Origin of the sequence: Streptomyces sp. CC208A (assembly GCF_030010625.1) — a bacterium.
Lineage (GTDB): Bacteria > Actinomycetota > Actinomycetes > Streptomycetales > Streptomycetaceae > Streptomyces.
This window is the reverse complement of record NZ_JASCXN010000042.1, coordinates 1-26725: the sequence shown is the minus strand read 5'-3', so window position 1 is coordinate 26725 and position 26725 is coordinate 1. Positions and strand designations below refer to the sequence as shown.

Annotated in this window: 30 protein-coding genes and 1 riboswitch; of the genes, 13 read left to right on the top strand and 17 right to left on the bottom strand. The window is 71.3% G+C overall.

From position 1 onward, the window contains the following. Positions 1-200 precede the first annotated feature (200 nt). A complete protein-coding gene (locus QK442_RS31805; protein WP_282697568.1) occupies positions 201-875 on the top strand; it encodes a pentapeptide repeat-containing protein in 675 nt (224 codons plus the stop codon). Positions 876-898: 23 nt separating this feature from the next. Then, a complete protein-coding gene (locus tag QK442_RS31800; RefSeq protein WP_282697567.1) occupies positions 899-1615 on the top strand; it encodes a hypothetical protein in 717 nt (238 codons plus the stop codon). A 202-nt stretch (positions 1616-1817) separates the two neighbouring features. Here QK442_RS31800 and QK442_RS31795 read toward each other — a convergent pair whose 3' ends face one another. The 5 genes from QK442_RS31795 to QK442_RS31775 form a co-directional block, all read right to left on the bottom strand. Beyond that, on the bottom strand, positions 1818-2204 hold the full coding sequence (locus QK442_RS31795) for a hypothetical protein (protein WP_282697566.1): 387 nt from the start codon (positions 2202-2204) through the stop codon (positions 1818-1820). Next, a complete protein-coding gene (locus tag QK442_RS31790; protein WP_282697565.1) occupies positions 2201-2464 on the bottom strand; it encodes a hypothetical protein in 264 nt (87 codons plus the stop codon). Before QK442_RS31790 ends, QK442_RS31795 begins: the two co-directional genes overlap by 4 nt. A gap of 301 nt (positions 2465-2765) precedes the next feature. After that, a complete protein-coding gene (locus tag QK442_RS31785; RefSeq protein WP_282697564.1) occupies positions 2766-4214 on the bottom strand; it encodes a trehalose-6-phosphate synthase in 1449 nt (482 codons plus the stop codon). Between the two features lie 47 nt (positions 4215-4261). Continuing rightward, positions 4262-4528 carry a hypothetical protein gene (locus QK442_RS31780; RefSeq protein ID WP_282697563.1) on the bottom strand — a complete coding sequence of 89 codons (267 nt, stop codon included), beginning with the start codon at positions 4526-4528 and terminating at the stop codon, positions 4262-4264. A gap of 53 nt (positions 4529-4581) precedes the next feature. Continuing rightward, positions 4582-5523, bottom strand: a complete 942-nt coding sequence (locus QK442_RS31775) for a glucosyl-3-phosphoglycerate synthase (RefSeq protein WP_282697603.1) — start codon at positions 5521-5523, stop codon at positions 4582-4584. Between the two features lie 121 nt (positions 5524-5644). After that, positions 5645-5798, top strand: a riboswitch (SAM riboswitch). A 17-nt stretch (positions 5799-5815) separates the two neighbouring features. Here QK442_RS31775 and thrC point away from each other — a divergent pair. The 4 genes from thrC (at position 5816) to groL (ending at position 10083) form a co-directional block, all read left to right on the top strand. Beyond that, the gene (gene thrC, locus QK442_RS31770; protein WP_282697562.1) at positions 5816-7147 is read left to right on the top strand and encodes a threonine synthase; all 1332 of its coding nucleotides are present in this window, start codon (positions 5816-5818) and stop codon (positions 7145-7147) included. A gap of 18 nt (positions 7148-7165) precedes the next feature. Continuing rightward, positions 7166-7444, top strand: coding sequence for a MoaD/ThiS family protein (locus QK442_RS31765; RefSeq protein WP_031012286.1), 279 nt, complete (start codon positions 7166-7168; stop codon positions 7442-7444). A 449-nt stretch (positions 7445-7893) separates the two neighbouring features. Beyond that, entirely contained in the window at positions 7894-8097 is a 204-nt protein-coding gene (locus QK442_RS31760; RefSeq protein WP_030498267.1) for a cold-shock protein, read from the top strand. Between the two features lie 363 nt (positions 8098-8460). Further along, on the top strand, positions 8461-10083 hold the full coding sequence (gene groL, locus QK442_RS31755) for a chaperonin GroEL (RefSeq protein ID WP_282697561.1): 1623 nt from the start codon (positions 8461-8463) through the stop codon (positions 10081-10083). A 91-nt stretch (positions 10084-10174) separates the two neighbouring features. On the opposite strand, the gene QK442_RS31750 is transcribed toward groL, so the two are convergent. Continuing rightward, positions 10175-10501, bottom strand: coding sequence for a deoxyxylulose-5-phosphate synthase (locus QK442_RS31750; RefSeq protein WP_282697560.1), 327 nt, complete (start codon positions 10499-10501; stop codon positions 10175-10177). Positions 10502-10542: 41 nt separating this feature from the next. Then, a complete protein-coding gene (locus QK442_RS31745) occupies positions 10543-11298 on the bottom strand; it encodes a class I SAM-dependent methyltransferase (RefSeq protein WP_282697559.1) in 756 nt (251 codons plus the stop codon). 442 nt (positions 11299-11740) lie between these two features. Here QK442_RS31745 and QK442_RS31740 point away from each other — a divergent pair, with 442 nt between their 5' ends. Continuing rightward, a complete protein-coding gene (locus QK442_RS31740; protein WP_282697558.1) occupies positions 11741-14875 on the top strand; it encodes an FG-GAP-like repeat-containing protein in 3135 nt (1044 codons plus the stop codon). Positions 14876-14944: 69 nt separating this feature from the next. On the opposite strand, the gene QK442_RS31735 is transcribed toward QK442_RS31740, so the two are convergent. Continuing rightward, complete coding sequence (locus tag QK442_RS31735) at positions 14945-15214, bottom strand: DUF397 domain-containing protein (RefSeq protein ID WP_282697557.1); 270 nt, start codon at positions 15212-15214, stop codon at positions 14945-14947. Continuing rightward, the gene (locus tag QK442_RS31730; protein ID WP_282697556.1) at positions 15211-16086 is read right to left on the bottom strand and encodes a helix-turn-helix transcriptional regulator; all 876 of its coding nucleotides are present in this window, start codon (positions 16084-16086) and stop codon (positions 15211-15213) included. Before QK442_RS31730 ends, QK442_RS31735 begins: the two co-directional genes overlap by 4 nt. A 527-nt stretch (positions 16087-16613) precedes the next feature. Between QK442_RS31730 and QK442_RS31725 the strand changes: the two genes are divergently transcribed. From QK442_RS31725 to QK442_RS31715, 3 genes are all read left to right on the top strand, one after another. Then, positions 16614-17717 carry a helix-turn-helix domain-containing protein gene (locus QK442_RS31725; RefSeq protein WP_282697555.1) on the top strand — a complete coding sequence of 368 codons (1104 nt, stop codon included), beginning with the start codon at positions 16614-16616 and terminating at the stop codon, positions 17715-17717. Positions 17718-17734: 17 nt separating this feature from the next. Further along, positions 17735-18619 (top strand): hypothetical protein, encoded by an 885-nt coding sequence (locus QK442_RS31720; RefSeq protein ID WP_282697554.1) that lies wholly within the window; start codon positions 17735-17737, stop codon positions 18617-18619. Between the two features lie 117 nt (positions 18620-18736). Beyond that, complete coding sequence (locus tag QK442_RS31715; RefSeq protein WP_282697553.1) at positions 18737-19726, top strand: NAD-dependent epimerase/dehydratase family protein; 990 nt, start codon at positions 18737-18739, stop codon at positions 19724-19726. Between the two features lie 3 nt (positions 19727-19729). Here the strand turns inward: QK442_RS31715 and QK442_RS31710 are convergent, their stop codons facing one another. The 4 genes from QK442_RS31710 to QK442_RS31695 form a co-directional block, all read right to left on the bottom strand. Beyond that, positions 19730-20473: a transporter substrate-binding domain-containing protein gene (locus QK442_RS31710; RefSeq protein WP_282697552.1), complete on the bottom strand. Its 744-nt coding sequence runs from the start codon at positions 20471-20473 to the stop codon at positions 19730-19732. An 88-nt stretch (positions 20474-20561) separates the two neighbouring features. Next, on the bottom strand, positions 20562-22100 hold the full coding sequence (locus tag QK442_RS31705; protein WP_282697551.1) for a PTS transporter subunit EIIC: 1539 nt from the start codon (positions 22098-22100) through the stop codon (positions 20562-20564). 45 nt (positions 22101-22145) lie between these two features. After that, on the bottom strand, positions 22146-23075 hold the full coding sequence (gene murQ / locus QK442_RS31700; protein WP_282697550.1) for an N-acetylmuramic acid 6-phosphate etherase: 930 nt from the start codon (positions 23073-23075) through the stop codon (positions 22146-22148). Positions 23076-23104: 29 nt separating this feature from the next. Further along, on the bottom strand, positions 23105-24025 hold the full coding sequence (locus QK442_RS31695) for a MurR/RpiR family transcriptional regulator (protein ID WP_282697549.1): 921 nt from the start codon (positions 24023-24025) through the stop codon (positions 23105-23107). 116 nt (positions 24026-24141) lie between these two features. Between QK442_RS31695 and QK442_RS31690 the strand changes: the two genes are divergently transcribed. Together QK442_RS31690 and QK442_RS31685 are read left to right on the top strand one after the other, a co-directional pair. Continuing rightward, positions 24142-24498: a hypothetical protein gene (locus QK442_RS31690; RefSeq protein ID WP_282697548.1), complete on the top strand. Its 357-nt coding sequence runs from the start codon at positions 24142-24144 to the stop codon at positions 24496-24498. A 70-nt stretch (positions 24499-24568) separates the two neighbouring features. Next, positions 24569-24841, top strand: a complete 273-nt coding sequence (locus tag QK442_RS31685) for a DUF4031 domain-containing protein (protein WP_282697547.1) — start codon at positions 24569-24571, stop codon at positions 24839-24841. A gap of 21 nt (positions 24842-24862) precedes the next feature. On the opposite strand, the gene QK442_RS31680 is transcribed toward QK442_RS31685, so the two are convergent. The 4 genes from QK442_RS31680 to QK442_RS31665 all read right to left on the bottom strand — a co-directional run bounded on the left by QK442_RS31680 (position 24863) and on the right by QK442_RS31665 (position 26047). Further along, the gene (locus QK442_RS31680) at positions 24863-25273 is read right to left on the bottom strand and encodes a PIN domain-containing protein (RefSeq protein ID WP_282697546.1); all 411 of its coding nucleotides are present in this window, start codon (positions 25271-25273) and stop codon (positions 24863-24865) included. Beyond that, positions 25270-25551, bottom strand: a complete 282-nt coding sequence (locus QK442_RS31675) for a hypothetical protein (RefSeq protein WP_282697545.1) — start codon at positions 25549-25551, stop codon at positions 25270-25272. The genes QK442_RS31680 and QK442_RS31675 overlap by 4 nt, the downstream gene beginning before the upstream one ends. A 104-nt stretch (positions 25552-25655) precedes the next feature. Further along, a complete protein-coding gene (locus QK442_RS31670) occupies positions 25656-25790 on the bottom strand; it encodes a hypothetical protein (RefSeq protein WP_282697544.1) in 135 nt (44 codons plus the stop codon). A gap of 77 nt (positions 25791-25867) precedes the next feature. Next, a complete protein-coding gene (locus tag QK442_RS31665; protein ID WP_282697543.1) occupies positions 25868-26047 on the bottom strand; it encodes a hypothetical protein in 180 nt (59 codons plus the stop codon). A gap of 354 nt (positions 26048-26401) precedes the next feature. On the opposite strand from QK442_RS31665, the gene QK442_RS31660 reads away from it, so the two are divergent. Then, a complete protein-coding gene (locus tag QK442_RS31660; RefSeq protein WP_282697542.1) occupies positions 26402-26659 on the top strand; it encodes a winged helix-turn-helix domain-containing protein in 258 nt (85 codons plus the stop codon). Positions 26660-26725 lie beyond the last annotated feature (66 nt).

Below are 26725 nucleotides of genomic sequence, written 5' to 3'. Positions count from 1 at the left end.
CCGGGCTCTCCTGGAAGCCGCCGGGACGCACGCCCCGGCCGCCTTCGACAACCGGCCCACCTGGGACAACCCCACCCCGGCCTTCGACAACCGGCCCACGTGGGACGACTGGAGCAAGAAGCCTTGGCCGACTCCGACAACGGGGCGGTCCAGCCGACTCCGCTGGGCCGCCCCGGCCCGCCACAGAACGGAGCACCACCATGGCCACCCGCGTCTTCGGGCACGTCACCGTGACGACCCCGGACCTGGACGAACCCGGCCTGTACCTGGCGAACATCGACACCCTCGACAGCCCGCGCGGCATCGTCCAGGACTTCTCCTTCAAGGGCGCGGACCTGCGCTCACTCGACCTGGCGGACACCCGGCTCATCACCGGTCGCATCGCCGAAGTCCACTCCCAGCGCGTCGAGTTCCGGACCTTGAACCTGCACGACGTGGAGATCAGTGGCAGCGATCTCCGCTCGGTCCGCTGGAACGAGAGCAGGCTGACCCGTGTGGTGCTCCGCGACTGCAAGCTCATGGGCGCCGCACTGGACGGCCTGGTGCTGGACGACGTGCTCTTCGAGAACTGCAGGTTCGACTACGCGACGTTCGACAGGATCCGCGCCACCGGGCCGGTGGTGTTCACCGGCTGCGTCCTCACCGAAGCCGTGTTCAGCGACTGCGACCTGTCCGGCGTCGTGTTCTCCGACTGCGCTTTGAGGCTTGCGGAGTTCGGCGGCGGCCGCTACCGGGACACGGACCTGCGAGGCAACGACCTGTCGACGCTCCGAGGCGTCGCGCACCTGGCCAAGGTCCGCATCGACCACACCCGGCAAGCCGATCTCGTTCACGCCTTGGTGAACGAACTCGACATCACGGTCGGGGACGACTGACCGCATCCACCGGGAGGACCCGCGTGCCCCTGCACCTCGCCTTCGACGATCTGCGCGCTTTACGCGCACGCTGCGACTTCGCCGCAGTCCGCATGGTCGAGGACGATCCGGAGTACGAGGACGGGGCCGTGGCGCCGTCCGGCTTCTGGCAGCCACTGAGCAGGGCGGGCGGGTACATGCTGGCCGCTCCCGCATGGGCGCCGCCCAGTACGCTCGTGGAGATCGTCCGGCTTCCCGTACCGACGGGCCGGGGACTCGACGACCTGGCAAGGCCCCTGGGCGACGACCACGCCGAGTACATCGGCCAGGCCCTTGCCAAGCCTGGAATGCGCACCACCACGGACAACCACCGGGACGGACGCCTGCTCGGCCTCCACCTCGACAACTGGGACAAGCTTGCTTACGGCCGGAGGACGAGCGGCAGGCGGCGACTCGCCCTCAACCTCGGCCCCGGCGACCGGTACGTCGTGCTCGGGACCCTCGACGCACAGGCCGTGTGCCGGGCCGTCCACCCCGATTCCTACGAGTGCCGGTACCCCCATACCGACGACTACCGCGCGTACGCCGCCGCCGGCCGTTCCCACTGGTGCGTCCGGATTCGCCTCGCTCCCGGAGAGGGCTACATCGCCCCCACCGAGTACCTGCTCCACGACGGCTCGACCGAGGGCCAGGACAAGCCGTCCGCCGTGGCCTTCTGGCTCGGGCACTGGAACCGCGAAGTCCTGCCCTCGCTCGTCTGAACGCCGCACCGATTGCTCCGCAGACCCCTATGGCGGCGTTCGTCAGGACCGGGGCGCAGCCTGCTTCGGAGACCACGGGTATCTCCTTCGCCACCAGGTTCATGCCGTCGCGGGCCGGGTTCACCAGGGCCGTCCGCGATGCAGGAGACGCCGATTTTGAGCAAAGGGCACGGAATCAGGGTCGGCGAAGTGCACGAGCGAATCAGCGGTTCAGGTCGAACACGGGTGTACCCCGTCCCTGGTACGCCTTCGGTTCGACGGTGGCGACCAGCGCGTCCGCACCCCACTCCGGTAGGTGCCGGACGGCGTGGATCGCGGCGCCGACGCCTGGCGGGACGCCGTCGCGGTGCAACTGGGCCACCGCCAGTACGGCCGGGTAGTCCAGATCCACGGTGTGGACGACGTCGAGCTGGCCGATGTGCTCGGCCAGCCCGGGATGGACACGGTCGGCCTCCAGGGCCGACAGCACCGGTACCCAGAGGCGGGTATCCGCCTCGAAGTGGGCGCGGTGGATCAGCGCGGACACCTGCCGGTTTCCCGAGAGCGCCGTCAGGGTCGGCGCGTCGAGGACGAGGTGGTGCAGGATCACGCCGCCGCGTCCTGCTGCCGGGAGAAGGCCTCACGGAGCCGGGCCCCCATGGCGGCGCTCTCTTCTTCGGTCACGTCGACACCGAAGTGCTCGGCGAGGTACGCCCGGGTGCGCTCGGCGCGTTCACGGCGTTCCTCCTCGGTCAGCGTCGATTCCGCGAACTCCTGCACCAGAGAACGGATCGACGTCCCTCTCGACTCCGCGATCACCGCCAGCCGGTCCCGCACCTCGGCAGGCACACGAATCATCGCATCAGACATGACGCGAGTATACGGCGCCGTATACGGGGTGCGCGCGCCTGATCCCGGTGCATGGGCGGGGCGCGCGGTGACGGCACGAGGACGCGGCCGCGCCGGTGGTAGGCCCCCGCGTACGCGAACACCCGCCGGGCGATCCGCGCCGGGCGGACCTTCTCCAAGGTGCTGAGCGTGTCGCGGAAGAAGGCGGCCTGTTCGGATCCGGTGGAGTCGGATGCCGGGACGGTGGGGCTTCTTCACGAGACCGGGGAGAAGAGTCCTTACGAGACCTTGGAGTTCCGTCGTCTTCCCGTGGCCGCGCTCGTCAGGTGAAGTCGGCCTTCAGCGCCTCCAGTTGGTTCAGGAACCAGCGTTGGGGCGGGAGTGCGGTGGCCGCCTCGGCCAGGCGCTTGGTGCGGGCGGTGCGTTCGGCGGAGGGCATGGAGAGGGCGGTGTGGAGGGCCTCGGCCGTGCCCGAGACGTCGTAGGGGTTCACCGTGAGGGCGTCGGGGCCCAGTTCCTGGTGGGCGCCGGCGCCGGTCGACAGGACCAGGGCGCAGCCCGCTTCGGAGACCACCGGTATCTCCTTCGCCACCAGGTTCATGCCGTCGCGGACCGGGTTCACCAGGGCCACGTCCGCCAGGCGGTAGGCGGCGAGGGAGCGGATGAAGTCGTCCTCGACCGAGACCAGGACCGGTTCCCAGTCCGGTGTGCCGAACTCGGCGTTGATCTCCTGGGCCAGTTCGATGACGGAGGCCGTGTACGCGCGGTACGACTCCAGGTCCTGCCGGGACGGGTAGGCGGAGGCGAGGTGGACCACGTGGCCGCGCCACTCGGGGTGGGCGGTCAGCAGTTCCCGGTAGGCGAGCAGGCCGCGCAGGATGTTCTTCGACAGTTCGGTGCGGTCGACGCGGACGATGGTCTTCCGGCCGCCGACCTCCTCCCGCAGCCGGGCCAGGCGCTCGTCGACCTGGGGGCGGTGGGCGAGCGCCCGCAGTTCGTCGCCGTCCACGCCGAGTGCGTACACCTGGACGCGGGTGCGGCCCTTCCCGGTGTCGTGGCGGCGCCATTCCACGCCGTACCAGGGGTCGCCGCTGGGCCACACGCCCCGTGTCGTACCCGTGGAGTCGTCGCGCCGGGCGCAGCAGCCGATGAAGGAGGACGCCCATCCCCAGGTGTGGAAACCGAGCTCGTCCGCGCCGAGCATGCCCCACAGCAGTTCCTCGACGATGTCGTCCGGCACCATCCGCAGGTACTCCGGTGACACCCACGGGGTGTGCGTGAAGTGGCCGATCCGCAGGTCGGGGCGGAGCTCGCGGAGCATGCCGGGGACCAGCGCCAGGTGGTAGTCCTGCACCAGGACCGCCGCGCCCTCGCCCGCCTCGGCGGCCAGCGCCTCCGCGAAGGCGCGGTTGTAGGCGCGGTAGGAGGCCCAGCGGCGGCGGAAGGCGGCGTCGAAGACGGGCTCGTGCGGGATGTCGTACAGGTGGTGGTGGAGGAACCACAGCACCGAGTTGGCGACGCCGTTGTACGCGTCGGCGTACACCTCCGGGTCGATGTCCAGCATCCGGACGCCGGGTTCGGCGACGCCGCGCCGGACGGCCTCCCGGTCGCCGGCGCCGAGCGCCGCGCACACCCACAGGCTGTCCCGCGAGTCGACGGCGCTCAGGCCGGAGACCAGGCCGCCGCCGCCCCTGCGGGAGGAGAGCGCGCCGTCGTCACCGAGCGTGTACGAGACGGGGCCCCGGTTGGATGCCACGAGCACTGAAGCCATGTGGCGTACCTAGCCCGTCCCGTAAACGCTCAAACGTACATATACGGTCAGCGGTCGGCCGGATACGGACCCCGTCCGCTGTCCTCGCGGATCTGGCGGCCGCGCATCGCCGCCTTCGCCACCAGGCCCGTCGCGGCCAGGACCAGCGCCAGCGCGCCAAGGAGCCACAGGCGCTCGGTGGCGGCGCCCGCCCCGGCGAGGGTTGTCGACGCGGCGGCGGCCGGTGTCGCCAGGGAGAGGGCGAGGGGGAGCGGGCTCGCCGCCAGGGCCACTGCGGCGAGCGTCCTTCCGGTGCGATGACGTGGGAAGCGCATGAAACGGAAACCTAGATAAAGCGGGCCTTTGCCGGCGGTTACGCCACAGGGTGTTACGCCACGCGGCGGTGCGCGTACTCCGTGATCTCCGCCATCGGCGGGCGCTCCTCCGTGTCCACCGCGTACGTCCGCGGCTCGAAGCCCGCAGGACCCCGCTCGAACTGGGTCAGCCGGGGGCGTACGAGGTGGCCGCGGGAGAGCCGCAGCTGGGCCGTCCGGTAGATCGCCGCCGCCATCCGGCCCAGCGCCTGGCCGTCCTGGTGCCGGTGCTTGCGGACCCCGACGTCCACCTGCGCGAGCGCGTCCAGGCCCACCGTGTGCAGGGCGTCGACGAGGAGGCCCAGCTCCACTCCGTAGCCGACGGGGAAGGGGAGGCGTTCGAGGAGGGAGCGGCGGGCCGCGTACTCGCCGCCCAGGGGCTGGACGAAGCCGGCGAGGGGCGGCCAGTGCAGGTTGAGCAGGGGGCGCGCCACCAGTTCCGTCACCCGGCCGCCCTGACCCGGGGCGTCGCCGAGGGGGCGGTCGTACATCGCCTTGACGAAGTCCACGTCCGGGTCGGTGAGCAGCGGGCCGACGATGCCCGTCACGAAGTCCGCCGAGAAGTCCCTGAGGTCCGCGTCGACGAAGCAGACGACGTCCCCGCGCGTCACCATGAGCGAGCGCCACAGGACCTCGCCCTTGCCGGGGACCGCCGGGATCCGGGGGAGTATGTCGTCGCGGGCGACCACGCGCGCGCCGGCCGCCGCCGCGACCTCCGCGGTGCGGTCCGTGGAACCCGAGTCGATCACCACGAGCTCGTCGACGAGCGGTACGGCCTCCGTCATCAGCTCGCGCCTGATCACGCCGACGATGTCACCGACGGTCGCCTCCTCGTTCAGCGCGGGCAGCACCACGCTGACCGTCGTCCCCCGCTTGGCGGCGAGCACCCGCTCCAGCGGGCGGTCGGACACGGACCAGGACCGCCGGGTCAGCCAGCGCTCCACTTCTTCCAGCAACGTGATCTCCATCTCGCGGATCGGACGACCGTCTCCACCTTCGAAGCCTTCGGTTACAGTCTTGAACAACGCGGATGCCCGATGCATGTCGGGGTGCCGACCGCGTCTCACAATCGAATACCGCTCATCCAGAGGGGCAGAGGGATACGGCCCGTTGAAGCCCCGGCAACCCTCCAGTCGGTTTGTCTTGCGTCGTCATCGCGGCAGCGAGGTCCCCGGCTAGGGAAGGTGCCAAATCCGTCTCATGGCGAAATGCGTCATGAGGAAGATGAGGAGAAAGGGCCTCGCCTCCATGGCTGTAAACACCGTCGCACCCGCAACCGCCGCTGCTGACTCCGCTGCCGATTCAGGTGCCTCCGCCACTCCCGCCGTCGATCTCGGCCCCGCCTCCGGGCTTTCCTGTCGCGAATGCGGCCAGGTCTTCGCCCTCGGCCCGATCTTCGCCTGCGAGCTCTGTTTCGGTCCTCTCGAAGTCGCGTACGACCTGCCGGTCGGCGACCCCGAGGCGCTGCGGAAGCGGATCGAGGCCGGCCCGGCCAGCATCTGGCGGTACGCGCCCCTGCTGCCCGTCCCCGCCGACGTCGCCGAGAAGCCGAACCTGAACCCCGGCTGGACGGCCCTGGTGAAGGCCGACAACCTCGCCCGCGAGATCGGCGTCGCCCCCGGCAGGCTCTTCGTCAAGGACGACTCCGGCAACCCGACGCACTCCTTCAAGGACCGGGTGGTCGCCCAGGCCATCGAGGCCGCCCGTGCCTTCGGCTTCACCACCCTCTCCTGCTCCTCCACCGGCAACCTGGCCGGCGCCGTCGGCGCCGCCGCCGCCCGCGCCGGCTTCCGGTCCTGCGTGTTCATCCCGCACGACCTGGAGCAGGGCAAGGTCGTCATGGCCGGTGTCTACGGCGGTGACCTCGTCGCCATCGAGGGCAACTACGACGACGTCAACCGCTTCTGCTCGGAGCTCATCGGCGACCCGCTCGGCGAGGGCTGGGGCTTCGTGAACGTCAACCTGCGCCCGTACTACGGCGAGGGCTCCAAGACGCTCGCGTACGAGATCTGCGAGCAGCTCGGCTGGGTCCTCCCCGACCAGCTCGTCATCCCGATCGCCTCCGGCTCCCAGCTCACGAAGATCGACAAGGGTCTCCAGGAGCTCGTCAAGCTGGGCCTGGTCGAGGACAAGCCGTACAAGATCTTCGGCGCCCAGGCCGAGGGCTGCTCCCCGGTGTCGGCGGCCTTCAAGGCCGGTCACGACGTCGTACGGCCCCAGAAGCCGAACACCATCGCCAAGTCGCTGGCCATCGGCAACCCGGCCGACGGCCCGTACGTCCTCGACATCGCCCGCCGCACCGGCGGCGCCGTGGAGGACGTGAACGACGAGCAGGTCGTGGACGCGATCAAGCTGCTCGCCCGGACCGAGGGCATCTTCGCCGAGACGGCGGGCGGGGTGACCGTCGGCGTGACGCGCAAGCTCGTCGAGGCCGGCCTCATCGACCCGGAGCTCACCACCGTCGTCCTCAACACCGGCGACGGGCTCAAGACCCTGGACGCCGTGGCCGACACCTCCCAGGCGACCGCCACCATCCGCCCGAGCCTGGACGCGTTCCGCGACGCGGGCCTGGCCCACTGAAAGGCTGACGAAGACATCATGGCCGTGAACGTCCGCATCCCCACCATCCTCCGCACCTACACGGGCGGGCAGGCCGAGGTCGCCGCCGAGGGCGCGACCCTCGCCGAGGTCATCGCCGACCTGGAGAAGAACCACACCGGCATCGCCGCCCGCGTCCTGGACGACCAGGGCAAGCTGCGTCGTTTCGTGAACGTGTACGTGAACGACGACGACGTCCGTTTCGAGCAGGGCCTGGAGACCGCCACGCCGGACGGCGCGGGCGTCTCGATCATTCCGGCGGTCGCCGGCGGTTGCTGAGCGTTACCGGCGGTTCTACCCGCCGGTCTACCGGTGGGTCTACCCGTGGGTACTGAATTGCCCCTTCCGCGACAGAAGCGGAAGGGGCAATTCTGCATGGTTGAGCGCGATAGAGTTGGGGAAGCCCCTCGATCGCTCATGCCGAACGCATATGAGAGCGGGTGGGGAGTGGCTCGGGGAGCGTCGAGAACGCGCCAACCAGCGGCCGAAAAGCGTACGTACTCTGTACCTTATGCGCCCTTCGCCCGGCCCGACTTGCCCCGCAATTCAAGGTTTTCTCCCTGATTCCCGTTTCCGTGCCGTTCAGAATTCCCGGCGGATTGCCCTGTTGCAGAGGGCAGTTGGACAGATACATTCAGCCGCGGTCGACGCGTTCCGGCGCAGGTTCTGACCCGGGTCCGTGAAGTGCGGGTCCGCGCAAGGGCCAGTAAGTAATAGGGGAGTTAGGCATGGCTCAGGGCACCGTCAAGTGGTTCAACGCGGAGAAGGGCTACGGCTTCATCGCGGTCGACGGTGGTGCGGATGTTTTCGTCCACTACAGCGCCATCCAGATGGATGGGTACCGCAGCCTCGAAGAGGGCCAGCGAGTCGAGTTCGAGATCTCGCAGGGCCAGAAGGGTCCGCAGGCGGACATGGTCAAGGTGACCGCCTGAGGCGCGGCGCGATCGGCCACCGACGTCTCGTCGTCGAGGGGCCCGCATCCCCAGGGATGCGGGCCCCTCGCGCGTTCTCCGGCCGTGCGGTCCCGGCTGCCCGATCCACGAGAGTCGCTTGCGCCCGCCCGCCGCCCGACCACCACCCCTATAGGAGCCTCTTCGAGGCGCTTGCACTCTCCTGGGTCGAGTGCTAATCATTGGCGTTAGCACTCGGAAGGTGAGAGTGCTACGAGGATCGGGCAGACGAGGTCGCCGACCCGGGTGGGGCAAGGAACCACGCGGAACGCGGAGGCCGTCCGTCGCGGGCGTCGGCGCGGTCCTGGAGCGTTATCCACCCCATGTCCGGGAGGACCACTTCACATGGCCAAGATCATCGCGTTCGACGAGGAGGCCCGGCGCGGTCTCGAGCGCGGCATGAACCAGCTCGCTGACGCCGTCAAGGTCACCCTCGGCCCCAAGGGCCGTAACGTCGTCCTCGAGAAGAAGTGGGGCGCCCCCACGATCACCAACGATGGTGTCTCCATCGCCAAGGAGATCGAGCTCGAGGACCCGTACGAGAAGATCGGCGCCGAGCTGGTCAAGGAAGTCGCCAAGAAGACGGACGACGTCGCCGGCGACGGTACGACCACCGCCACCGTCCTCGCCCAGGCGCTCGTCCGTGAGGGCCTCCGCAACGTGGCCGCGGGCGCCAACCCGATGGCCCTGAAGCGCGGCATCGAGAAGGCCGTCGAGGCCGTCTCCGGCGCCCTGCTCGACCAGGCGAAGGAGGTCGAGACGAAGGAGCAGATCGCCTCCACCGCCTCCATCTCCGCCGCCGACACCCAGATCGGCGAGCTCATCGCCGAGGCCATGGACAAGGTCGGCAAGGAAGGCGTCATCACCGTCGAGGAGTCCCAGACCTTCGGTCTGGAGCTGGAGCTCACCGAGGGCATGCGCTTCGACAAGGGCTACATCTCGGCGTACTTCGCGACCGACATGGAGCGCATGGAGGCCGCGCTCGAGGACCCGTACATCCTCATCGTCAACTCCAAGATCTCCTCCGTGAAGGACCTCCTCCCGCTCCTGGAGAAGGTCATGCAGTCGGGCAAGCCGCTGCTGATCATCGCCGAGGACGTCGAGGGCGAGGCCCTGTCGACCCTGGTCGTCAACAAGATCCGCGGCACCTTCAAGTCCGTCGCCGTCAAGGCCCCGGGCTTCGGCGACCGCCGCAAGGCCATGCTCCAGGACATCGCCATCCTCACCGGCGGCACGGTCATCTCCGAGGAGGTCGGCCTCAAGCTGGAGTCGGCCGGTCTCGACCTCCTGGGCCGCGCCCGCAAGGTCGTCATCACCAAGGACGAGACCACCATCGTCGACGGTGCCGGTGACAGCGAGCAGGTCGCGGGCCGCGTGAACCAGATCCGCGCCGAGATCGAGAACAGCGACTCCGACTACGACCGCGAGAAGCTCCAGGAGCGCCTCGCGAAGCTCGCCGGCGGCGTGGCGGTCATCAAGGCCGGTGCCGCGACCGAGGTCGAGCTCAAGGAGCGCAAGCACCGCATCGAGGACGCCGTGCGCAACGCCAAGGCGGCCGTCGAGGAGGGCATCGTCGCCGGCGGTGGCGTGGCCCTGCTCCAGGCCTCCCAGGTCTTCGAGAAGCTGGAGCTGGACGGCGACGAGGCCACCGGTGCCGCGATCGTCAAGCTCGCCCTGGAGGCCCCGATCAAGCAGATCGCGGTCAACGCGGGTCTTGAGGGCGGCGTCGTGGTCGAGAAGGTGCGCAACCTGACCCCGGGCCACGGCCTCAACGCCGCGACCGGCGAGTACGTCGACCTGGTCGCCGAGGGCATCATCGACCCGGCCAAGGTGACGCGCTCCGCGCTGCAGAACGCCGCGTCGATCGCCGCGCTGTTCCTCACCACCGAGGCCGTCATCGCCGACAAGCCGGAGAAGGCCGCGGCGCCGGCCGGCGGCGGCATGCCGGGCGGTGACATGGACTTCTGATCCTTCTGGGATCGGTGGTTCATCGCTGAACGCGAACCGAGGGCGGCACCCCCTGCGAAGGGGGTGCCGCCCTCGGGCGTTTCCGCGACCCTCAGACGACCGGCCGCACGAGCACCTCGGCGAACGGCTCCCCGGTCCGCCGCGCCACCGCCATCCGCGCCTTCACCTCGGCGAGGGTCCGGGGCCGGTAGCCGGGCCCGCCGCAACAGCTCTTGTGGAACCGCACCCCCGCGTGCAGCAGCACGGCCAGCACCCGCCACCCCTCGTCGTCCCGCCGCCTCGGCGGCTGGAACGCGGAGCCGACGTGTGTCATCACCTCCCCGCACCGCGGACAGCGCCGCTCGCGCTCGGAGCCGTACCCCTGTTTGTACGAGCCCCGGCACGGCAGGCAGACGTAGGAGGTCCTGTTGGTTCCCATGGGGGAGAGGGTAGGGATGGCGGCGCGGCCGAGCCACGCGTTTACGGGCGGCGGAAGAGGCCCGTCCAGAGGAAGCCCCTGCCGAAACGCGGGGAGTCGGCGGGCTCGTCGCGCATGCGGCGGAGCTCCACCGGAGCGAGGTCGGCGAAGAGTGCGCGCAGGGCCGTGTCCGTGTAGGCGAGGCCGCCTTCCAGGCCGCCTTCGTGGGAGCCCGGGCGGTAGAAGTCGGCGTCCGGGCGTTCCGAGCCCATGCCGTCCTCGCCCGCCGCGAAGGCGGTCAGCGCGAAGTGGGCGCCGGGGGCGAGGACGCGGCCGAGGAGGGCCAGGTAGCTGACGCGGCGGTGCGGGGGCAGGTGGTGGAGGCACCCGGAGTCGTACACGAGGTCGTACGGGCCCTCGACGGTGCCGGCGGCGAAGGCGTCACCGCGGAGGAAGCGGACGTTCTCCGCGCCCGTCTCGCGGGCCCGTTCCTCCGCCCAGCGGATCGCGGTCGCGGAGAGGTCGACGGCGTCCACCCGGTACCCGAGCGAGGCGAGGTACAGGGAGTTCCGCCCGGGCCCGCAGCCGAGGTCGAGCGCCCGTCCGCCGCCCGCGAGCAGCCCCCGTTCCGCGTACGACACCAGGTTCTCGTCCGGCTTCGGCACGAAGAACGGCACCGGCCGCTCCCGGTCCGCGTAGAAACCGTCCCACCAGTCGGCCCCGCCCTCCGACCACCGGTCGGCACCGGGCGCGAACAGCCCGTCCAGCAGCTCCAGTACGTCCTCGACCGTGCGGATGCCGCGGCCCGCCCCTGCCATGTGGATCTCCCCTCGACGTTCCCTCCAGGGTAGGTGGGGAGCCAGTAAATGCCCAGGTCAGATGGGGTCTTGGGGGTGTGGGGTGAGGGCTTGTACGGGGGAGTGGGCGGCCTTGTAGGGCTACTGCAGCCCTCGCCCCTCGCCGCCGGGTGATCAGCGGTCACCGGGCCCGCCTCACGCCGGGAAGGGGCCTTTCCGTGGTCCGCCGGGGTGGGTTTTCCGCGGCAACGGCCTCACCGCTTCGGCACATGACATACCTGGTGGCGACGGGGTTTCGCGCGGCTGTACGATCCGTCTGCCGGCAGGCGGGGGCATCGGGCCGGCGCTCTGGCCGGGCGTGTACGCCTTCGACGGACGACGCCTTCCACGCCCCTCCGCAGCCTGTCGCCACTGAGCTTCCGCATGACTTTCTGCGACTTTCCGCACGAGGGGACCTTCTTTCTTGTCCGTCCTGCCCGCCCGAAGAGCCGTCGCGCTCGCGCTGAGCGCGGCCCTGGCCCTCACCGGCCTCGCCGCCGGTACGGCGCCCGCCGCCGTGGCCGCGTCCACCACCCCGTACGAGGTGACGATCCCGGCGCCGCCGAGCGCCACCCCGCCGACCCAGTACCTCTTCGGCGCGGGCACCGGTGTCCAGACCGCCGACCACCTGACCGGCCGGCTGCGCTGGCAGAGTCTGAAGGACGGGCGGGTCGAGCTCCGCGACTTCTGCGACTCCTCGGACCGCGTCGTCTTCCACGGCGACCGGGTCGGCTGCGTCGGCTACCACGGTGACGCGGCCGAGGCGTCCGTGTACGACTTCGCCACCGGCGCCACCCTCACCCGCACGCGGCCCGAGGGCCACACCTGGCTGCGGGCCTTCGACGCGCACCGGCTGCTCGCCTACCGCGCCGACGCCGAAGGCGCCGTGACCCTGCGCCTGCTGGGCCTCGGCGAGGGCGCTCCGGCGGACGCCGACATCACGACGGACGAGCGGATCACCGGTCGTCCCACGGTCCTGGCCTTCGACGGCGCGGGCGCGGTCGTCCGCTACACGCGGGCCGACAACACCGGCGCGGTCGGTCTCGTCGACTTCGCCGCCGGCACGCTCGTACCGCTCTCAGCGGGCCCGGGGCTGCCCGCCTATCCGAAGGCCGCGCTCAGCGCCGGCCGTATCGCCGTGTACGACACGCACGGCACGGAGCGGGCGTACGTCGTCGCGCGCGCGAACCCCTCGGGGCCCGGCAAGACGGTCGCGCTGCCCGGCGCCTCGTACGGAGAGGGCAGGCTCGCCCTCCTCGGCGACTGGATCGTCGGCCACGTCGGCGACCCCTACGCGCGGCGCCCGCTCAAGGCCGTCTCGGTCACGAGCGGCACCGTCCGGGACCTGGGCGTGTCCGCCGCCGTCGCCATCGAGCTCCAGACCGCTCCGGACGGCTCCCTGTACGTCGTCGGGGGCGCCGACTCCACCCACTGGGGCGTCCGGCGCGTCACCCTGGACGCCACCGGGGCACCGGTCACCGCCCAGGTGCTGAGCACACCGCCCAAGCCGCTCCAGCGGACCGGTCTGACGCTCGCCAACGGCCGTCTCACCACCGAGCACACCGACGACCCGAAGCGGGAGCTCGTCCGCTACGACCTCTCCCTCACCGAGCCGAGGACGGCCACCCGGCGCTGGAGCTGCGACGCGGTCACCGGAACCGCCGTGAACTGCCCGCCGACCACCACGACGGGCGCGATCATCTCGACGCGGTGGGCCGACACCGGTGACGGCCGGCTCGTCACCCTCCTCACCGAGGACCTTCCGCCGTTCCGCGGCGAACTGCCCTGCAGCGACTGCGTCATCAAGCTCCAGGTGACGACGACCGGCCCCGGCGGAACCACCCGCACGGTCCCGCTGGACACCACCCGCAAGCTGAGCCCGAGGGTGCTGCTCGATGCGAGCGGCCGCTACCTGCACTTCCTCGCCACCGAGAACTACGAGACGAAGTCCGTCGTCGCCGACATCGAGACCGGCAAGGTCCTGTCGGTGTCCAGCAGCACGAACCAGGCCCTGTCGGGCACCTGGCTCTGGAGCGCGTCCACGGCGAACGACACCGTCACGGCGGTCGACGTGCGCACGGGGGCCACGGTCGCCACGGCCGACCTCGGCAGCGACTGCGGCCTCATCGACTTCGACGTCCTCGGCAAGTGGATGTACGGGAGCTGCGGAACCACCGCCGTCGTGCACAACCGCGAGACGAAGACCTCCGTCCGTTTCCCGACCACCCGAGGCGGAGGCCGGGCGGTGCTGGGCGACGGATTCCTCGTCAAGACTTCCTACACGGCGGCGGACGGCGACCAGGTGACCGTGACCGACGTCCGGTCCGGCGCGCCCGTCACCCGTACGCTCGGCTCGATGGCGCCCGGCACCACCAACTACAACCAGACGTGGACCGTCGACCGCTTCGGCGGAGCCGTCGCCTACGTCGACTCCCGGCAGGCGATCCGCGTCGTCGGCCTCGGCGGGGCCACGAGCCGGCTGACCGCGACCGACCGGTCCGTCTCCACCGCGGTGAACCTGAAGTCGTACGTCTGGAAGCCGCGTTGGTGGATCTCCAAGCCCGGTCTCTGGTCGCTGTCGCTGAAGCACAAGCCGACCGGGAAGGTCGTGCGGACCCTGACCGGCGAGGGCCGCGGCCTCGTGGCGCCCTCCTGGAACGGCAAGGACGGCTCGGGCCGGCTCGTCGCCAGCGGCGCGTACACGTGGTCGCTGACCGTGAAGCCCGCCGACGGACAGGGCGCCGCTCTGACGGCATCCGGGGCGCTGACCGTGACCGGCGGTGCCGCCGTGTGGCGGGACATGGCCGGGGACGACGGCTTCGGCGACCTGCTGGCGATGGACACGACGGGTCTCGTCTCGATGTACCGGGGTACGGGCAAGGGCGGCGTCTCGGCGCGGATCGCCGGTACGGGGACGAAGTTCGCGACCTCGTCGGTGCTGGTGCCGGTGGGCGACCTGAACGGGGACCGGTGTGCGGACGTGTACGTGCGGGTCGGGGACCAGCTGCGGGCGTACCGTCCGGGCTGCGGGAAGGTGGTCTCGGCCTCGTCGCCGTACACGCTCGTCGGGTCCGGCTGGGGCATCTACGACGTCCTCACCTCGCCCGGTGATGCCAACGGCGACGGGTACGCCGACCTGATCGCCCGTCAGGCATCCACTGGTGACATGTACTTCTATGCCGGTACTGCCGATCACCGGCTGAGGTCGCGGGTGAAGATCGGCAACAACTGGAAGCTGTACAAGAAGATCGTCGGAGCCGGGGACCTGAACGGTGACGGGCGGGGCGACCTGCTCGGGCTCGATTCCGCGGGTGTGCTGTGGCGGTACTACGGCACCTCCACCGGTGGCGTGACCGCGCGGGTGCGGGTCGGCGGCGGGTGGGGTGTGTACTCCGCTCTCGTCGGGGTCGGTGACCTGTCGGGTGACGGGCGGGCCGATCTGCTCGCGCGTGACACGGCCGGGAGGCTGTGGCGGTACGCCTCCACCGGGACCGGGACCTACGGCGGCCGGGTGCTGATCGGCAGCGGCGGCTGGAACGGGTTCAAGGGCCTGTTCTGAGCCGATGGTGAGTTGTGTGCCCCGCGCCGGGTGAAGCCCGGCGCGGGGCACACGGGTACGAGGGCGGGCTCAGCCGGCCGCGTACGAGACGAAGGCCGTCCAGGCGCCGGGCGCGAGGGCGAGCTGGGGGCCGCCGAGGCACTTGGAGTCACGGACGTGGACGGTGGTGGGGGCGGTGGCGACCTCGATGCAGGAGTCGCCTTCGCTGCTGCTGCTGTAGCTGCTCTTGCGCCAGCTCAAGGCGACCTCGATGCAGGAGTCACCCTCGCTGCCGCTGCTGTAGCTGCTCTTGAACCACGCCAGTTCGGAGGCGTCCCCGGCCGAGGTGTTGCGGATCATGTCTCTCCCAGCAGTTGCTCAATGAGGGCGGTCGACTCACGCGGCGTGAGAGCCTGAGCCCGGATGATGCCATACCGCAACTCCAGGATATGGAGCTGCTTCGGATCGGTCACGGGGCGTCCGTTCGCGACTACCGGGGAACGTCCGACGGCCGACCCGTCACCGAACTTCAGTACCTCGATGCTGCCGTCCACTCCGGCGTGCTCCTCGCGGTCCATCGGCATCACCTGAAGCTCGACGTTCCGCATCCGCCCGATCTCCAGCAGGCGCTCCAACTGGGGTCGCAGCAGGGCCCTTCCGCCCAGGGGGCGGCGGAGCGTCCACTCCTCCAGGACGAAGCTGAGCTCGGGCGCGGGGTCCCGCTGGTAGATGCTCTGCCGGGCCATGCGACCGGCGACCATCCGCTCCACCTCGTCCTGCGTGTACGCCGGCCGCCGCATGAGCAGCAGTCCACGCGCGTACTCCGGTGTCTGGAGGAGGCCGTGGATGTTGAGCGGGTCGTACAACTGGAGTTCCACCGCCTTGCTCTCCCGCTCGGCCAGGTCCCGTACCTTCTTCGGGTACCGGACCTTCACCACGTCCTCCTTCATCGCGGACACCAGCCCCTTCGCGTCCAGCACGTCGTCGGCCTTGTCCAGGAGTTCGGGGCGGGGGATCCGCTTTCCGCCCTCGATCTTGTAGATCAGGGCCTCGCCGTATCCGACGGCCGCTCCGAACTCGGCGGCGCGCATGCCCGCCGCTTCTCTGCGCAGCTTCAACTGCCGCCCCACCGTGGTGATGACGGCCACGCCCCACTCGTCGTCCGGGTCGACCTCCCAGCCCGGCTCGTCCGCCTCGGCCTTGAGCTGCCGCGTCTCGTCGTCCGCCGACATCACGCACCCTTCCCTCGCCCTTCTTGTGGCGCGGCGCACCTACCCGTGAGGGAGGCCCGGACAGCCCGGACAGCCCGGACAGCAGTGGACAAGCCCTGGACAGTAACTGTGCGCATCGACGCCGTCACGGTTCACGGTAAGCGGGTGCGGTCGCGCTTGTCCGCGTAACCTCCGTCGACCTGTGGGGACTTGCTTTCCCAGGCTGGGGACAACTCTGTGGATGGGGCTGTGGAGAAGTAAGCCCACCGGCGTCCGGTTTTCTGGCTGCCGGTGAGCCGGTAGGTCCCCCAAGGACGACTACGGGGAGAAAGAAACCGAGCCAAACCCCACCTTCCCTCCCCGCCGGAGGGCCTGGTCACTCGCGCGGGTGAATATGCCAACTCGGCTGGCTTTCTGGTGGGTTGTCTGATCTAGGCTCGCCTCAGCAGCAGTAGAACCAGCACCACTCACCAGACATGAGTCGGCCCCCACAGGGACTAGCACTCCCAGCAGGGGCCTGACCAATCAAGGAAGACAGGACCTTCCTGATGGATGCCCAGAACACTACCGTGCGCCCGCACGCCCCGTCCCGTAACCGCGGGAAGAATCGCCCCTCCGGGGGAACTCACGACGCCAGGCGGCCCGGTGGCGTCGTCCACGACAACGTCCGCCTCACCGCCCGCTTCACGGTCATCAGCAACGACCTCCTCCAGCATCCCGGACTGACGCTCGCCGCCATCGCCCTGGGGGCGCACATCCAGTCCCTCCCCGTCGGTGCCCAGGTCGACATCGCGACCCTCGCCACCCGCTTCCCCGACGGCAAGACCCGCATCGCCGCCGGCCTGCGCGAGCTGGAGGCCCACGGCTACCTGCGCCGCAGCCGCGAGCGCCTTCCCTGCGGCCGGATCGTCACGCGTACGGTCTCCTGCAACCAGCCGGGCCGCACCCGCCCGGACACCCCGCCGCCGCCTCCGTCGGAGCCCTGCCCGGACCAGGGCCCTCAGGCTGAGCGGGACTCCGGTCCCGACGAAGGTTTCCGCCCCGAGGTCGACCTTCCGGAGGTCGACTTTTCCGAGGCCGGCCTTTCCGAGGCCGACTTTTCCGCCGCCCCGGAGCCAGGCTCCGACGACAGCCCCGGGCCCGACCGCGAACCCCGCTCCGACGAGAGTCCCGGGCGCGGTCAGCGGCCTGCTCCCGACCGGGGCCCCCGTCCCGCGTCCTCGGGCGGGCGGCACGGCGGCACGCGTCCGCGCCGCCGCGCCCTGCCCGCCGTACCGCAGCCGTTCTTCCCCGCCGCCGCCCTGCTGGAGCTCGCGCTCGGCGTCGTCGCCGCCCTCCGTCGCGAGGACCCCCGGCTCCTGGTCTCCGCCGCCGAGGCCGAGCACCTGGCCCCCGGTGTCGCCGCCTGGATCGAACGGGACCTCGCCCCTCACGAGGTCCTCCGCGCCCTCACCCACGACCTTCCCGCGGAGCCCCTCCACCGCCCGGCCGCCCTCATCGCCCACCGCCTCGCGGACCGGCTCCCACCTCTGCCCGCGCCCGGCCGCACCCCGCCCGCCGCCCGGCACCCCCTCCAGAACTGCGACCGCTGCGACCACGCCTACCGCGCCCCGGAACCGGGCATCTGCGACGGCTGCGCGCGCACCCCCTGAAACCCCGAGGAGTCCCTATGGTCAGCCCGCCCCACGAGGCGATGCACCACATCTTCCGCCACGACCTCCACCTCTTCAGCCGCCTGAAGGACGTCCTGGGACTTCCCCTCCCGGCAGCCGTCGACGCGGTCGTCCTGCCCAACGACCTCACCGAGACGAAACCCGTCGAACGCCGCGTGGACACCCTCCTGCGCCTCGACAGCGCACAGGACGGCTCCCTCCTCCTCGCCATCGAGGCCCAGGGCAAGAAGGACCCGGCCAAGCCGGCGAGCTGGGCGTACTACGTCTCCTACCTGTGGACGAAGTACGGACTGCCGACCGTGCTCCTGGTCGTCTGCCAGGACCGAGGGACGGCGGAATGGGCCGGACAGACAGTGACGTACGGGCCACCCGGCATGCCCACCCTCAGCATTCAGCCGGTAGCCGTGGGCCCCCACGACATGCCGGCGATCACCGACCCGGCCGAGGCCGGCGAGGATCTGGCCCTCGCAGCCCTGTCAGCCATCGCGCATGCGGGTGCCCCAGACATCGGCGAGATTCTGAAAGCGCTGTCCACCGCGCTGCGGTATGTCCCCGAGATCGTCGCCGATCCGATCGTCGAACTCACCGCACAGGGGCTGAACAAGCGCTCCGATCAGGAAAACTGGAGGACTCTGGTGGCCGCGAACCTCTCCTTCTACAAGTCCTACCTCTCCGAGGAGATTCGAGACGAGGGCCGGGCCGAGGGCCGAGCCCAGGGCAGCGCCGACGCCATGCTGCTGGTCCTGGAGCAGCGCGGCCTCGACGTCCCCGACGACGTCCGCGACCGCGTCACGGCCTGTGGCGATCCGGACGTGCTGCGTACCTGGCTCACCCGTGCGGTCACGGCCGCCACGGCCGAAGAGATCTTCGCGGACGAGTAGTCCGACCGGCGGACCGGCAGACCGGCGGGGAAGGGCCCTCTCGGGCCCTTCCCCTGCTGCTCCGCCGTCGGCGAACTCCTTTCCGGGGGTGGGAGCCGGGGTGGTCCACTGGGTCGCATGGAGATTCTGGTTCTGGGCGGTACGGCGTGGGTGGGGCGCGAGGTGGCGCGGCGGGCGCTGGCGCGGGGGCATGCGGTGACGTGCCTCGCGCGGGGAGAGAGCGGGGAGGTGGCCGAAGGGGCCGAGCTGGTCGTCGCGGACCGGCGGGAGCCGGGGGCGTACGACGGGCTGCTCGGGCGGGAGTGGGACGCCGTCGTCGAGGTGTCGTGGCAGCCGGGGTTCGTGCGGGGGGCGCTCGACGCGCTGGGCGGGCGGGCCCGGCACTGGACCTATGTGTCGTCCGGGAACGTCTACGCCTCGCAGGCGGAGGTCGGGGCCGACGAGTCCGCCGAGATACTCGCTCCCACCGAACTGGACGAGGTCGGGCGGGAGTTGTACGGGGAGGCCAAGGCCGCTTGCGAGCTGGCCTCCGTCGCCGCCGTGGGGGACCGGCTGCTGATCGCGCGGGCGGGGCTCATCGGCGGGCCCGGGGACGTCAGTTGCCGGACCGGGTACTGGGCGGCCCGGGCCGCGCGGGACACCGAGGGGCCGCTGCTCGTGCCGGACGAGCCGGAGCTGCCTACGCGGGTCGTCGACGTGCGGGACCTCGTCGACTGGATCCTCGACTCGGCGGAGAAGGGGGCGACGGGGACGTACGACGCGGTGGGGCCGAACATGTCCCTCGGCGAGTGGATCGCGCTCTCCCGGGCGGCGGCCGGACACACCGGGCCCGTGGTGCCGGCCGGGTCCTCCTGGCTGCTCGAACAGGGGGTGGAGGAGTTCATGGGGCCCGACTCCCTGCCGTTGTGGATCGTGGCCGAGGACTGGAGCGGGTTCCAGGCCCGTTCGGGCGCGGCGGCGGCCGCGGCCGGGCTCCGGCACCGGCCGCGTGCCGAGGTGATCGCCGACACGCTGGCCTGGGAGCGTGAGCAGGGGCTCGGGCGGGAGCGGCGGGCCGGGCTCGGTCCGGAGCGCGAGGCCGAGTTGCTGGCCCTGCTGGGGCGGTAGCCGTTACGGGGCCACCAGCGCCGGGTCCTGGGCCGAGCGGCGCAGGGCTTCGGCCACGAAGCCGTTCTTCTTCAGGTCGTCCACGAGGGAGTTCAGGTACGCGAGCGTTCTCGGTGACCGGGTCGTCGTGGTGCCCACCGCCTGCCTGATCTCCATGAAGCGGCCGTCGATCAGGCGGACTTCGGGGTGTGCGGCGACGTAGGCCGCCATGGGCTGGCGGATGCCCGCGCCCGCCTCCAGGTCCAGGGTGCGGAAGGTGTCGACGCCTTCCGCGCCCCGGACGACGGTGGCGTGCCGGAGGGTGCGGGTGAGGTGGAGGTCGTACGCCGAGCCCTGCTTGACGCCCACGCGGACGCCGGGCGCGTCCACGTCCTCGACGGTGGCGAGCGCCGAGTCGCGGGGGACGACGTAGACGCCCTCGATGACGACGTACGGGGCGGTGAACGCGACCTCCTTCTCGCGCGCCGGGTCCACGGCGAGGAAGCACAGGTCGGCGCGGCCGTCCGCCATCGCCTCGAACGACTTGCGCGCCGCGTCGAAGCAGAGTGTCTCGACGGGGAGCCCGAGGCGTCGGCCGATCTCCCGGGCCAGGTCGACCGTGATGCCGGCGGGGGTCTCCGGGGTGCCCTGGGCGAGTACCGGGTTCCCCAGGTTGACGGAGGCCCGCAGGATCCCGGTGGGGGCGAGGTCGGAGGCGATGGCGGGCAGGTCGTGGTCGCCGTCGCGGTCGTCGTGCTTGGTCGTCATGGTTGCGGAGTCTAGGCACCGGTGGGACGACTTCGTGCCGGGGTGCGCGGAGCTGCCCCGGGGCAGGGGAGGGGATGAGGCAGAGGGATCAGACCTTCACGGGATCGGGGGTGTCCGCGCCGGGCGTGGGGCCGTCGCCCGCCGCCACGGGGGCCGTGTCCCCGTCCCCCGCCGCCACGGGGGCCCTGTCCCCGTCCCCCGCCCCCGTGTCCACGTCGAACTCCTCGATCATCGCGCGGCTGAACCCCCAGAAGTAGGTGGCGACGAAGCCGGCGAGGTAGCCGGTGGCCAGCCCTCCCGCGTAGACCGCGATCGTCGTCCCGAGGCCCTTGTTCCCGTCGAGGAGCGGGAAGAGCGCCCAACCGGACGGGCCGATGGCGGTGGAGCCCACCTTGGCGCCCAGCATGCCGAAGAGCCCGACGAAGCCGCCGCCGAACGCGCCGCCGACGCAGGCGGTGACGAAGGGCCGGCCCAGCGGGAGGGAGACCCCGTAGATCAGCGGCTCGCCGACGCCGAGGAGACCGGCGGGGAGGGCCGATCTGATCGTGCGGCGGATCGAGCCGTTGCGGGGGAGCCGCAGGTGGACGGCGATGGCCGCGCCGACCTGGCCCGCGCCCGCCATCGCCAGGATCGGGAGGAGGACGGTGTGGCCCTGCTGCTCGATGAGGGTGGTGTGGATCGGGATGAGCGCCTGGTGCAGACCGAGCATCACCAGCGGCAGGAAGAGGCCGCCGAGGAGGAACCCGACGCCGGCGCCCGCGTTCGTCAGCAGCCAGTCGGCGAAGCCGCCGATGGCCCGCGAGACCTCACCGGCGACGACCATCAGGCCGAAGACGGTGGCCAGACCGGCGACGAGCACCGTGAGCGTCGGGGTGACCAGGACGTCCAGGGCCTCCGGCACCCGGCGCCGGCACCACTTCTCCACGTACACGGCGAGGACGGCCGCGCCCAGTGCGCCGAGGACGCCGCCCTGGCCGGGGGAGAGGGTCTGGCCGAAGACCTCGACCCTGGCGACGCCCGGGTAGACGACGACGGCCGCGACCGCCCCGCCGAGGATCGGCGTGCCGCCGAGCTCCTGGGCGGTGTTGTAGCCGACGAAGACCGCGATGAGCGCCATGAAGCCGCTCGCGACGGCGGCGAGCGCGGGGGTGACGCCCGGCAGCCAACCGAGGTTGACCAGAAGCCCGTTGAGGCCGGCGATGACGCCGCAGCCGATGAGGGCGGGGATCAGCGGGACGAAGATGTTCGCGATCCGGCGGAGGAGGAGCTTGAACGGGGTCGAATTCCGCGCCTTCCGGGCGGCCTTGAGGGCGGCGCCCTTGCCGGCGAGGTCCTGCGCGGGGGTCGTTCCTGCGCTCAGGAGGGTCTCGAAGGCGGGGGTCACCCGGGCGACCGTGCCGGGGCCGAGGACGATCTGGTACGTGTCGTCCTCCACCACCCCGAGCACGGAAGGCAGTTGCCTCAGGTCCTCGTCCCGGACGAGCGAGCGGTCGCGCAGACCCAGCCGGAGGCGGGTCATGCAGTGGGCCACGGAGGTGACGTTCCCGGCGCCGCCGACGAGGGGGAGGATCGCGGCGGCGACGGCGCGGTTCTTGTCGCCCGTGTCGTCTGTTTCGTCTGTGCTCATGGTGCGGTGGTGCCTTGCTGTGAGGGGGGGGAGGGGTCCCGGGGCTCAGCGGTCCGTCGCGTCCAGCGCCGCACGCAGGTGCCCGTGGGCGTCCTTGAGCCGGCGGTCGGCGGTGTCGGCGTCGACATCGGCGAGGATGATCAGGATGGCGTTCTTCACCTCTCCCCCGGCGGCGGAGAGGGCGGCCTCGATCCGCTCGTCGGGGGCGCCGGTCGCGAGCGCGACGATGCGCCGCGAGCGGGCCTGGAGCTTCTCGTTGGAGGCGCGGACGTCGACCATGAGGTTCCCGTAGGTCTTCCCGAGCCGGATCATGGTGATCGTCGAGATCATGTTGAGGACGAGCTTCTGGGCCGTACCGGCCTTCAACCGGGTCGATCCGGTGAGGAGTTCGGGCCCGGTGACGACCTCGATGCCGTGCTCGGCGGCGGCCGCGAGGGCGCTGTCGGCGTTGCAGGACAGGCCGATGGTGAGCGCCCCGGCGGCGCGGGCGTGCTCGACGGCGCCGACGGCGTACGGGGTGCGGCCGGAGGCGGAGACGCCGACCACGGTGTCGTCGGGGCGGACGCCGAGGGCGTCCAGGTCGGCGGCGGCGAGCTCCTTGGAGTCCTCGGCGCCCTCGACGGAGCGGACGAGGGCGGAGGGGCCGCCCGCGATCAGGCCGGTGACCTGGGAGGGGTCGGTGTTGAAGGTGGGCGGGCACTCGCTGGCGTCGAGGACGCCGAGCCGCCCGGCGGTGCCGGCGCCCGTGTAGACCAGCCGCCCGCCGCGGGCCATCCGCTCGGCGGTGGCGTCGACGGCGGCGGCGATCGAGGGAAGCGCGCGGGCCACGGCGGCGGGGACGGTCCGGTCCTCGCCGTTCATGATGCGGGCGATCTCCAGGGTGGACAGCCGGTCGATCTCGGCCAGTTCGGGGCGGAACGCCTCGGTGGTGAGGGTGGCCAGCTGGGCGCGGAGCTCGGAGTAGGAGGTGGGCACGGGTCGGCTGCTCTCTTCCTGGCTGACGGCTAACGGGTGCTGCGGGGTGCGTGACGGTGGGCGAGGGCCTCGTAGGAGGCGGCGAGGGCGGGGGCGGCGGTCTCGTACGTACGCTGCGTGACGCAGGTGAACAGGCAGTCCACAACCAGGAGTTGACTGGTACGGGACGACATGGCGGCCGGTCTCAGCTCGCTCTCGCGGGCGGTGGAGGTGGTCAGCACATGGTCGGCGTACTGGCTGACGGGCCCGTCAGGACGGCCGGTTATCGCGACCGTCGTGGCGCCGTGCTCGAAGGCGACCCGGAGCGGTTCTATGACGTCGCCGGTCGAGCCGGAGTGGGTGATGGCGAGGGCGACGTCGCCGGAGCGGAGCTGCACGGCGTTGGTGACGGCGAGGTGCGGATCGCTGTGGGCGTGGGCGACGAGCCCGATCCGGAGCAGCTTCTGTACGAGGTCCTGGGCGACGAGCCCGGAGGCGCCGACCCCGTACACGTCGATCCGGCGGGCGGCGGCGCAGGCGGCGGCGACGGCGCCGAGCTGCACGGTGTCGAGGGCGGCGGCGGTGTCGGCGAGCGTCTGCCGCTCGTCGTGGGCGAGCTTGGCGACGACGTCCGCGACGGGATCGTCGACGGCGATGTCGGCGGTCACGGAGGGCGCCCGCCCCGACTGCTGCTGCGCGGCGAGCCCGGCGAGCGCGAGCCGCAGGTCGCGGTAGCCCGGATAGCCGAGCAGCCGGGCGGTACGGACGACGGTGGCCTCGCTGGTCCCGGTCAGCTCGGCGAGCCCGGTGACCGTGAGCGCGGCACACCCGGCGGGGTCCCCGGCGACGGCCTCGGCGACCCGCTGCATGGAACGGGTCATGGAGGGGGAGAGGGTCCGTACCTTGGCGGCGAGGGCGGCGGGAGCGGGAGGAGTCTCACTCCTGAAAGTTTCCTTCACGTCATTGGTCACACCTGAAAGATACTTTCAGTTGCTGGGGCCGGACAAGACCCGTACGCCCGGAAGAGCACCGGAAGAGCAAGGGCCCGCCCTCCCCCTCCCCGCCCCCGGCGGGGGACAATGACCCCATGGACGACATCGACCCCGTGGAGCAGACCCTCCACGCCGCCCGAGCCCTGGTCCTGGCCGACCTGGCGGCCCGTGACGTGGCCGCGGCCCAGGTCGTGTCGATGGTGGAGGACGCGGTGACCCACCGCCGCTGGTGGGTCGAGCAGTGGCCGGAGGGCCTGGAGTACGTCGCCGGCCTGGTCGCCCAGGACGTCCAGGACGCCCTCCTGGAGGCGTACGGCCGCTGGCCCCTCTGCCCCGTCTGCCCCTCCGGCGACCCCCACGCCCTCGACGTGGAACCGGAACTCGGCCCGGACCCCCACTGGGTCTGCGCCAAGCAGGGCGTGGTGGTGGCGAGAGTGGGCGGCCTGAGGTGAAGCGGCGCGCGGCCGACACGGCTCCGGCCTCCACCCGCCCGGCCCCCGCCGACGCGCCGGGGACAGAGGCGTGACCCTCTACATCGACCCCCCGACCTGGCCGGGCCACGGCCGCATGTGGTCCCACCTGATCAGCGACGTCTCCTTCGACGAACTCCACGCCTTCGCCGCGACGCTGGGCGCCCCGCCCCGCGGCTTCGACGGCGACCACTACGACATCCCCTCCGACTGGTACGAGGCGGCGATCGCGGCCGGCGCGATCCCGGTCGGTTCGAAGGAACTCCTCCGCCGCCTCACGAAGGCGGGGCTACGGCGCCCGAAGGGACGGCCGGCGGAGTCGTAGCGGAAGGGATTCCGGAAGGAACTACGGCAGGAGAGTCAGCGCGGGCACATGCTTCGGTTTGACGGCCCGGAAATGACGGTGGTCGAGAGTGGCGATCCGGTCGACCTCGTGACGCTCGGCGACGGCGATCACGGAGGCGTCGACCGCGCCGAGAGGGAAGTCGGCGTACTGGGTGATCAGTTCGCTGACCCGAAGCAAGTCCTCTGAGGAGAAGCTGACGAGTTCGAAGAAGCCCTGGGCGACGTGCTCGACGAAGGCGGCCTCGACGCGCGGCCAGCGCTCCAGCTGCCAGCTCACCTCGGCCAGAACGGTGGCGGGCAGCAGCTTGCGTCCGCGGAGCTGCGAGAAGAAGGCGACGCAGCTCGAATGGTGCTTGTCCTTCGCGTTGAAGAACGCCACCAGCGGGCCGGTGTCGAGGACCGTGGCGATCACTCGCCGGTGCTCCGCTCGCGTTCGGCGCGTTCGCGGATGTAGTCGTCGTGCCGCTCGGCGTAGTCGGCCGGTGCTTCGATGCTGCCGGACAGCGCGAGGAAGCTGGCGGGGAGAAGCTCGCCCTCGCCGTCGTCCCCTTCGGTCTCGTCCGGGACCTGCCGGTCGACCCGGGAGAGTTCCTCGTCCTCGGTGATGATCAGCCGCAAGCGCCGTACCTGGGACGGGCTCAGCCGATCCACCAGGTGGTGCAGGTGCTCATAATCCTGCGCTGCCGTCATGGCTCAAGTCTGGCATGCCTGCGGCTTGCCTGTCCCGGCCCTTCGACCTCCCCCGTTCCGGGGCGGGCCCTGGAACAGGAGAGGCGTAGCGGAGTGCCCCCGCTCTACGACGGGTGGCCCTTGCCCCGCTGGAGGAGGTCGAGTACGTCGGGCAGCGGCGGGAAGTGCGGCGCGCACTCCGGGCACGCGTACACGTTCCACCCGGGCCCGGAGCTCTGGTGCACCTCCGCGACGGTCACGGGCGCGTCCGTGACCTGATGGCAGCGCACGCACATGCGGACGGGCCTCCGCGCGGCCGGGTCAAATACCGGTCCGTTCACCACGCCGCCACCCCCACCGCGTGCACGTCCCGGGTGTCCAGGTCGACCCCGAAGTCCGCCGCCAGGACGAGACTGAGCCGCCGCCACCGCTGCCGAGCGGCACGCTCCTCCTGCCGCTCGTGCGTGACCAGGTAGGGGCGGACGAGGGCCGTGCTCTCCCCATTGAGCGTCCGCACGAGCCCGTACGGCGACCTCGGCGGGCGTACGGTCCATCCCCACGCGGGACCGGTCCGCCCGCACAGCCCCGGGCGGGGGCCTTCCGTCCACTGGGCGGAAGCTGGGGCGGCGCCAGGCAGACCGCATGCCCGGCGCCGCCGCCCGGAACCAGGGGCCAGCGCGTCCAGCAACAAGTGCAGCAAGGCATGGATAATGCCCACGTCATCAACCTCCATGGGGTTGGTGGCCACACCCCCGGGCCGCTCCAACGGCTGCGGGGGCCTCGTTTCGATGTACCACGGTACGCCATGGTAGCCCGCGATGCACCATGGGCTGACGATGTGGCGCTCGGTACACCGCGGAAAGCTGGACGCATGGCCGAGTACGAGTGGCAGCGGATCGCACGCACCATCGAGGAAGAGATCCGGTCGGGACACATCCCGCCCGGCGGGGCCTTGCCCGGCATCGTCCGCCTCGCCGAGGCTCACGGCGTCGCCGACCGAACCATCAGGCGTGCCCTGCGGGACCTCCGCGAGCGAGGCCTGATCGAGACGCTCCCGCACAAGGGCTCGTACGCCATCGACCCCCTGCCGTCGTCCGACGGGCCCGGGGACGCCGAGTCCACCGGCTGACCGGATCGCACGCCAAAGGCCTCACTGAGCCTCTTTCACCCTCCAGCACAGGACGAAAGAGGCTCG